Source organism: Actinoplanes sp. NPDC049316, from assembly GCF_040677315.1.
GTDB lineage: Bacteria > Actinomycetota > Actinomycetes > Mycobacteriales > Micromonosporaceae > Actinoplanes.
Genome location: NZ_JBFAQM010000059.1, coordinates 1 through 7976 on the forward strand (window position 1 = coordinate 1; position 7976 = coordinate 7976).

Below are 7976 nucleotides of genomic sequence, written 5' to 3' on the forward strand. Positions count from 1 at the left end.
CTTACCGACCGTCAAGGAATTCATAACGCTCCTGAGCTGGTCAGATACGTCGCGGACATGTCCGTGACGTCGGACGCCTCAGCGGCCGACGTCACGGCAGAACCATCAGCTGACGCGGTGAGTTCGTCTCCGCTGCAGTGCGATCACATGAATTGGCCCATTCTGCCCACCGCATCCTCAACGCGGCGAACGACGCCGGGCAGCACGTCGGCGGCATGGTTGAGGCCAGCCGCAGCGGCCTTGAGATCCGTGGGGTTGAGCACCTCTGCGGCGTAAGCGAGACTCGCTGCAGTCGCAGCGCTCACGCCAGTGCCAGTGTCCGACATCAGCGCGATGATCGACTTCAGCTCGGTCACGGTCTCGCTCGTGACGGTGTGCGTCTTCTCCAGTTGCTCGACGATAGCTTCCAGCCGCTTAACAGGCGGTTCGGCGATCTCCGTCAGGAGCTTCATGAGCGCGTCGGTGTCCATCACTCGCAGGCGGTCCAGAACTGCGTTCTCGGCGCCCTCGTGCTGGATTTTCCACTTTCGGAGCAGTTCCGGCGGGTAGCGCTTCTCGCCGTCTTTGCCGTCGACTTCCTCATGGTGTGCCAGGCAGAGCAGGAGGAGGTTCTCGAAGGAGTCCCGCTTCTCGGCAGGCAGGTCGCGCCGGTAGCGGGGAGCACCGGGACGAACGCCGTAGATGTGAGCGACCTGCGCGTTCTTCTTGAACTCTCCCGGCCTGACCTCGAATACAACCGGGTGCGGACATGCCGGGGCGTAACAGCGGCCGTTACTGACCGTCCAGAGAGCGGCCAGCATCGCCGGCGGGAGACTCTTGCGTTCGCCAGCGCCATCAGCCGCGGGCTTCGTTGTCATAGTCATGCCGTCAGCTTGGCGGCAGGGTCTGACATTCCCGTGCGTGAATATCTATTCACGCACGGCAGTGGCTCGCTGTAGATCTCCTTGTGCACTGGGTGCGGCTCGGATATGCCAACTGAGGCGGAGGGGTCCGCGCGTAGATCGTCATCCTGGTCGAGACCGAAGGCTCGCCGAGTCTCCGGTCGCCCCGCCATGGGCGGTGAGCGGGGTGCCGGATAGCAATCATGTGTCGGCGTACCGGTTCCAGTGCGAAGCCGGGTACGTCAAATGTGCAGAAGGGGCGCCGACGTGAAGCACTTGCCACTCCGCTACTACGGCCTAGCGCCCGGTCTGCCATTTACGCTTAGTAGCTGATGAGACGTGGGCTGGCGCCCGAATCGCGGAACCTATTATTTGAGTGCGACGCAGCTTCAGCCGAAGGAAACGCTTTCGCCTATTCTGCACTCCTAACCTCGACAAGGTCACACTCGTCTAACCACCGCGCTAGCAGGCTCAGAACCGCCAGTCGTTCAAGTGCCTCCTGCTCTCCAATCTCACCTATGCCGTGGGCAGTTGAATTTCGTACAGTCATTTGCACTCCCGGGGCGAACTGGCGCAAACCGCCGTTCATGCTTATAACATCCTGGTCAGTTGAATTTCCCGGCCATCGCAAACGCGGCATCCCGGGCTGCGGATCCTTATCGCTGAAGACCTGCTGCCATAGGCTTGTATCCGGTATATCCCTGCGCCCAGTTCGAGCCTTAACAACAGAGACAAGCGATTCGCAGGCAGCTGCTACAGCCTGGCGATAATGGCCGTCTTCCCAAAGCCGCTTCGCGGCACCCCACACCGTGGGATGCATTGCTTCGGCACCAATTGTTGGTGGTCGCGATGCTTCCGCCTCAAGTGCTAGCCCCTCGAGGCGGGCGATAGCGTAGTCAGCAGCGTTTAGGATATCGACTGGTTCGAGCAGCGGCTTGGGGCGTGAAACGGTCAACCAGTTCGTGATTGGGTCGACTGCGCCGCGGAGCCCTTGCACCGACACAGCGATGCCCGTTAACGGCGTTGCAGCGGCAGCGCGACCTGCGGCGCGCGCCACGCGTTGCCGAGCCTCATCAACTGCCTCAGGCGAGACATCTTTGCGTAGCCACACGGCTGGCGCGACACCAACCGCCAGCCCGCTACCGAGTTTCCCCGGCTCCCCGTTAGGAACATGAAGCTTCAGGAAGTCCGCGAAAGCGTCTCGAAACTCCAGGACCGCGTCAGCGAGCGAGCGAAGATAGTCAGGGTTCTTGCGAGCTTCCACCGCCGCATGATGCCACACGCCCCGAGACATCTACTCACCCGAAGGCACCCCCGCACGCGGGCCGCCCAGGAGCGCATCCGAAGGATGGGGCATGTGCCGGTTGGCTCTAGTGCCCGATCCGCGAGTGTCAAGAGGCGGGCTACCTAACGTCCGGATGGCCATTAGAATGCGTGCTCTTTCCTCGGCCCCACCGCTTGTAACGAAATTGACCAATAGGTGACTGCGCGCAGCAGCGTTCCCGCATAATGATGCCATGTGGAGTGAGGTCTGGCGTGAGATTAAGGATCTCGACCTTGGGACCGTGCCGGCCTGGTTTGGTGGACTATCACTATTCTTGGCATTCCGCATCTTCCTTGGCGATCGCACAAAAGCATCAAGAGAGCAGGTCGACAAGGTTGGAGTTTGGATGGAGGTGGATTGGGATCGAGCGATTCCGGGATCGCCGACTGCTCCAACCTTGATCCGATTCTCTATCTCTATCAAGAACGGTAGTGATCTTCCCGTTGATGTGATCCAAGTGGCTTACGAGTTGTCCACCACTTGGATGAGGCCAGGGACTGGGGGAGTTTTCACTCCAGTGGATGGCACTAGAAAGTTCAAGGGTTCGATAGGTGCTACCCGGGTCCCCCCAGGTGAAACATGGTCCAATGCAAGACAGGATCCTCAGGTTGACGTAGGACAGCTATCCCCGGATCAAGGTTCCACGTTGGACCCTGAAGTGGGTGTGAATTACCGAATTCGCTGGTACCTCGTATCGGACAACGCCGGTCAACGCTGGGTGGTAGAGCCGGGTTACCCCATCACGCCGCTAAAATGGCATAGTCGTCGCCTTATTGAGTATCCCGATTCTTGGAAATACCGTTGACGACCCAGCACTTGCGGGCGGGCCGGTCGCAACCGAAACACTCAACTCGGCAGATCCGAATGCGCACCGCACCGGCGAGTGTCACGTTGCGCAGTGGATGATGCCATCCACTCGCGTTGCCACGGGCCGCCAACTCATCGAATCTGAGTTCGCTGGCGTCGATGCCGCTGTGTACTCGCTGGGGGCCCGTTCGGTGACCAAGAGTTGCGGTGGAGCCATACCAACCACAACACCGAGAAGCGCGCCGCAGCGCGGGCGCAGACGCTGCGGCGCTTGGGTGATCCCGCCGCGTGGGACTGGAAGGCTGTGACCAGTGCCTCGGGCAAGCTGAATCGAGCGATCCGGAAGTTGGCCGTCGGCAAGATCGGATCGCACCCGGTCCTGCCAGCCGCTGCAGAGTTCATCGCAGCAGCGAATCTTCAGCATGAATACGGCACCGGGATCCACGCGACGCCGTGCTTCGGCGGTTGATCTCACCGCCCAGGCCGCCTTGAGATCCCGGCCGGCGGTTTGGGCACCTGGGTGTCAAGGAGTTCGGCTTCAAGGTCAGCGAGCCGCTTGTCGAGAAAGCGGTTGTTCGAGCGGGCGGCCTGCAACTTCTGCTCGAGGACCCGGTTGTCTTCGGTGAGCCGGCGGAGACGCTGTTTGAGTTCTGTGTTCTCCTCGGCCAGGCGCTGGGCAGTGCCTTCGGTGTATTCGGCTTGGAGGTCACGGAGCTGGCCGAGCAGCAGGCCGATCCGCTCGCGCTGGGTGTCAATCTCGGCATAGGCAGCCTTGACGGCGTCCTCGGCGTTGAGTGCGCGCTGATGCCATGACGCTTCAATGTTCGCATCGTGTGTTGCCCGGTCTCGTCGCTTCCGGTCGCCGGTTGCTTCGATAGCGGTGGCCACGAGTTTCTTGGCGTCGGTGTTCTGGTAGAGGAAGGTACGAGACACGCCGGCTCGGGCCGCGACCGCGGGATAGGTGATCGGGGTCCGCTCGCGGCGCATGCTGCGCAGCGCCGTGTCGACGCGTTGCAGCTTGTCGTGTGTGTTCTGTTGGCGGGCGCGGTTGGCCGCCTCGGTTCGGGCGACTCCGGTGCCGGTCGCGGTCATTGATCTTCCTTCGAGCTGGCGACCGTGACGAGGTCGGAGGTTCGGAATCCGACGCCCCAGAGCCGGTGGAAGTAGTCCTGCGGACGGCGTAGGTCGAGCGCGAGCGCGTCTTCGAGAAGGTTGAGGCCGGCAAGGGCTCGTTCCAAGCCGTCGATCGCTTTGGCGGTGGGCTCGAACTGCTGGTGCAACCAGTCGGCCATCTCGTCGGTGGGCGCGCGTTCGGCGAGCGAGAACCAGTGTTCGCGCTTGCGCCGCCAGTAGAGTAGGTCAGCGCCGGTCATCACGAACTTGTCGCAGCCCTCGCAGTTCAACTTCCAAGGGCAGGCGCCGCCGTCAACGACGACCTGGTAGGTGCAGATGCCGCCGTCCGTGGGCGTGCTCCGGCGCCCAAGATCGATCATCAGCGCGCGGGCTTGTTCCGATGGCAGTGGCGTTATCCCGCTGGATACCAGCGTGCCGGGTTGTTCGGTCCCTGGCCCGGAAACCCAGACGGTCTGCAGCACGTCGTCGATCTCGCTGAGTGCGACCTTGGCATAGTGCTCGGTCATCCGTTCGGAGAGGTGGCCGAGGTAGCGTTTGATGTGCTGGAGGCTGGCGCCGGCTGCCAGTAGTCGGGTCGCGAGGGTGTGGCGGGCTTGGTGGGGAACGGCCGGTTCGAGGTCCAAGCCGACGATCCACTCGCGGAACCGCTCGTTGAACCAGGATCGGCCGATGGCATAGGTGCCGCGTGGGTTGCGGTAGGCGCGGGGAAACAGCGCCATCGTGCCGCGTTCGGCCGGGGCGGGTGTTCGCCCGTACCGATCTTCGAATCTGGTGATGGTCTTGCGCTGCCGTTCCCGCAGCCGTTGGAAGGTGTAGTCAGGGATACGGATGGCCTCGTTGTAGTTGCCGACCTTCGTCTGGTCATGCCAGAGCAGCGGGGCGCCGTTGTGGATGCCGATGCAGTCCAGGCGGAGTCCGACCACTTCCCCGGCTCGCCGGCCGGTCGCGACGATCGTCTCCCAGATGTCGCGAATCCCACGGTCCGTGCCGTCAGCCTGGTCCAGCAGTTCAAGATTGGCCTGGTCCACGAGGGCTCGAGCGGTGTCGTCGTCGTAAGGATTCCGCGGGCGGAAAGGTCGCTTACCGGCCAGCGGAAACGCCCAGACGACTCTGCGGTCCAGGCCGATCTGATCGGTGCGGCCCGCCTCCAGTGCGGCGCGCATCATGCGCCGCAGAGCATCGAAGGTGCTCTTGGAGGTGATGTCGCTGATGACCGGCGTCTTGGCGTTGTTGCTCGGCCGTAATGAGGGTAAGCGGTCTCGTGCGCGGCGGCGTTGGTCAGCGACGAATTGATCCACATGCTCGACCGACAGCAGGGCCGGATCGTGTCCGCCTGCGGGTGCTCGGGCTTCGAGAAAGCATCCCAGCTCCTGCGCCGCGACCCGGATGGCGAAGTAGGTGCCACGGCCGCGAGGGCAGTTCACCGAACGCAGGAGATCCGCCAGATGGTCCCAGAGCAGGTCTCGCAACCATCGCTGCGGGACCTGAGTGAGGTCGAACCTCTCACTGAGGTAGAGAACCCGACGCCCGAAGTGCTCGAAGTCGATGTAGCCAGCCTCCTTGCTCTCCGATGGCGTGATGCAGACGGTCTCCAGGTCACGGAGCATCTCGGTCACGATCACCCGCTCTTGATCTCCCGCGCTGTCCCGATCGAACTCGTCCAGGGAGCCAAGATCGCGGCATGCCTCCACAACCCGCAAGATCGCGTGCATCCACCAGCGGGTGTGGTCAGTGCGCTGCGTGTAAGCGTGCAGACCCCACTTCAGCTCGGCCTTCATCAATGGCTTCATGCCGTAGAGGCTGATCTGGCCTGGCCGTGGAGCCGGCTGGACGTGACGGCACCATCGACGGAATGCCGTCTCATCGTCGTAGGCGACCGGAATGGTGGCGCCGTGTCGGTAGCGCCGGCGAGCCCAGTTGGTCGGCAACTGTGCGCCGCCTGGGCGGCCTGCTCGCCGGTAGCGATATTCGTGATACTCGCAAAGCAGCAGTGGCGAGCGCGCCAGTTCCGGGCACGAAACCGCAGCGCAGGGGCCGTAGGAGGTGCACGGTTCCTGCCGTGTCAACCAGCCGTCGAACACGGCGGTGTCCGCCACCTGGGTAGATCCGCTTACCCCCAGCCATTGATGCATGTGGTAGGTGCACAGCTCGGCCAGCATGCTGCGCTGGGCTGGCCGACCGCACTCCCGGACACGGCAGTCCGATGGCGGGACGAACCGTCGGCGGGCATCGCTCGGCCGGGCGGTGCGCAGGAACTCCAGTCGACCTATACCGGCTGCTTCTCGTTCGTACCACTGCTTCACGTGGTTGTCGCAGAGCTCGCGTCTCGAGATGTAGCCGTTGCACTCTTCAATCAGGCAGTTCCAGTGCAGGGCCGAATGGTTCTTCGGGACGAAGATGACATCGCCGCGAAACAACGGGTCGAACCCCGGACTCTCGATCAAGGCGGTCAGAACCTCGAGCCGGTCCCGAGACTCTCGGCTGCCGACTTGAACCAGCGTGAGGGGAGACACGGTTGCCGTCACATCTGGCTCCAAACCTTAAGCAGGGCCGCCTGGAACTGCGGATCGTGAATGTCGGTATGACCGTAGATCTCGTCGACCGTGGCGGTGGACGCCCAGCCGCCCGCGTCGCGGGCGATCATGAGGTTGCCGCCGGCGGCGTCCAGGACCGCGGTCGCGAAGTTGTGCCTGGCCTGGTGCGGATGAACCCGGCCCAGACCGGCGCGCAGACCGGCACGCCGGAACATGCTGCGGGCGCCCGGCACGGACAGCGGCTGGCCATATTGGTCGCCGGAGAGTTGTACCAGCAGCATCCCGTGCCCGGTCGCCGCGGTGCGGGGATATTCGCTGGTCATGTAGGCGAAGTAAGTATGGATCATCGCGGGGCTGACCCGCCGGATCAGGCCGCCGTGCACGATTCCATTGACCAGGTCCCAGGGGTGTTTCGTCTTCGCCCTGGCCTTGTTGGCGTTCGCTTCTCGGTGGCAGATGTGCACGTGCGCGGTGCGGACTTGGGAGCACTCGGCGTTCTCCCGCAGATGTAGGTCCGCGAGATGGAGCCCACACAGCTCACCGATCCGGAATCCGCCGTCGTACAGCCACGTCACGATCATGCGATCCCGGGCAGAACCGAGCTTGCCCAGCAGCCGGGCTCGCCCGTCGTCGGGAAGCATCTTGGGATGCCGTCGGCCACCGCCTCGCGGGGCGAGCGGATTCGCTGGCATCTCGGATGAGACATGGCCCAGCAGGGCTCGATCTCGATCCGCCTTGGACGGCAGCCGGACCCGGCTCAACTCGCCCTGGAGGTCCGCGTTCCGGTTCTCCTCGCCCAACCCGAGGTAAAAGGCCTTGAGTACCGACGCGGCGGTCCCGAGCGTCGCTTTGCCGTACGGCCGTTTGCCTGCCCGCCACGGCTCGCCGAGCGGCATTCGCACCTCGGCGCCGACGACGCCCATGTACCGCTCAAGGTCGCGCAGCCGAACGGCGCTCAGCGGCAGAGCTTCACGTTCAAGCCACCGGAGATGATCGACCAGCAGATACGCATACGTCCGCTGCGTGCCCGGTTCGCCCTCGTAGCGGCGAAGGTAGCGATCGGCCTCGTCATGGACCGCGCCCTCCGGCCACAAGATCGTCCACGCTCGGCGACCGCCGCTGAGCAGAACCTCCTGAACTCGAATCTGTCCCACCACGCGCCTGCGGCCCAAACCGTCTCACATCCCCACGTCCCGTACGTGAAGATCATGGAAGGTTACAAGCCTCCCGAGATCAATAGCTGGGCGCTCACTGGACGTCACGTACACGAAGAGGACGGTGAGAAAACTCGATCAG

8 protein-coding genes are annotated in these 7976 nt (G+C 63.4%); 3 read left to right on the plus strand and 5 right to left on the minus strand.

Annotated elements, in window-relative coordinates; translation table 11 throughout:
• Nucleotides 1–143: 143 nt before the first annotated feature.
• Together AB0K03_RS40945 and AB0K03_RS40950 are read right to left on the minus strand one after the other, a co-directional pair.
• On the minus strand, nt 144–863 hold the full coding sequence (locus tag AB0K03_RS40945) for a hypothetical protein (RefSeq protein ID WP_364697528.1): 720 nt from the start codon (nt 861–863) through the stop codon (nt 144–146).
• A 430-nt stretch (nt 864–1293) separates the two neighbouring features.
• Nucleotides 1294–2145 carry a TIGR02391 family protein gene (locus tag AB0K03_RS40950; protein WP_364697530.1) on the minus strand — a complete coding sequence of 284 codons (852 nt, stop codon included), beginning with the start codon at nt 2143–2145 and terminating at the stop codon, nt 1294–1296.
• A 253-nt stretch (nt 2146–2398) separates the two neighbouring features.
• Here AB0K03_RS40950 and AB0K03_RS40955 point away from each other — a divergent pair, with 253 nt between their 5' ends.
• Together AB0K03_RS40955 and AB0K03_RS40960 are read left to right on the plus strand one after the other, a co-directional pair.
• Nucleotides 2399–3010 carry a hypothetical protein gene (locus AB0K03_RS40955; RefSeq protein ID WP_364697533.1) on the plus strand — a complete coding sequence of 204 codons (612 nt, stop codon included), beginning with the start codon at nt 2399–2401 and terminating at the stop codon, nt 3008–3010.
• Between the two features lie 273 nt (nt 3011–3283).
• Nucleotides 3284–3481 carry a hypothetical protein gene (locus tag AB0K03_RS40960; protein ID WP_364697536.1) on the plus strand — a complete coding sequence of 66 codons (198 nt, stop codon included), beginning with the start codon at nt 3284–3286 and terminating at the stop codon, nt 3479–3481.
• Between the two features lie 2 nt (nt 3482–3483).
• On the opposite strand, the gene AB0K03_RS40965 is transcribed toward AB0K03_RS40960, so the two are convergent.
• Genes AB0K03_RS40965 through AB0K03_RS40975 form a run of 3 tightly spaced genes read right to left on the minus strand, consistent with a single transcriptional unit; the run spans nt 3484 to nt 7321 of the window.
• Entirely contained in the window at nt 3484–4104 is a 621-nt protein-coding gene (locus AB0K03_RS40965; protein ID WP_364697539.1) for a DUF6262 family protein, read from the minus strand.
• On the minus strand, nt 4101–6671 hold the full coding sequence (locus AB0K03_RS40970; protein WP_364697542.1) for a site-specific integrase: 2571 nt from the start codon (nt 6669–6671) through the stop codon (nt 4101–4103). The genes AB0K03_RS40965 and AB0K03_RS40970 overlap by 4 nt, the downstream gene beginning before the upstream one ends.
• On the minus strand, nt 6668–7321 hold the full coding sequence (locus AB0K03_RS40975; RefSeq protein WP_364697545.1) for a tyrosine-type recombinase/integrase: 654 nt from the start codon (nt 7319–7321) through the stop codon (nt 6668–6670). The genes AB0K03_RS40970 and AB0K03_RS40975 overlap by 4 nt, the downstream gene beginning before the upstream one ends.
• A gap of 63 nt (nt 7322–7384) precedes the next feature.
• Here AB0K03_RS40975 and AB0K03_RS40980 point away from each other — a divergent pair.
• Nucleotides 7385–7976 (plus strand): hypothetical protein (locus AB0K03_RS40980; protein ID WP_364697548.1); only part of this gene is annotated, 592 nt, incomplete at its 3' end.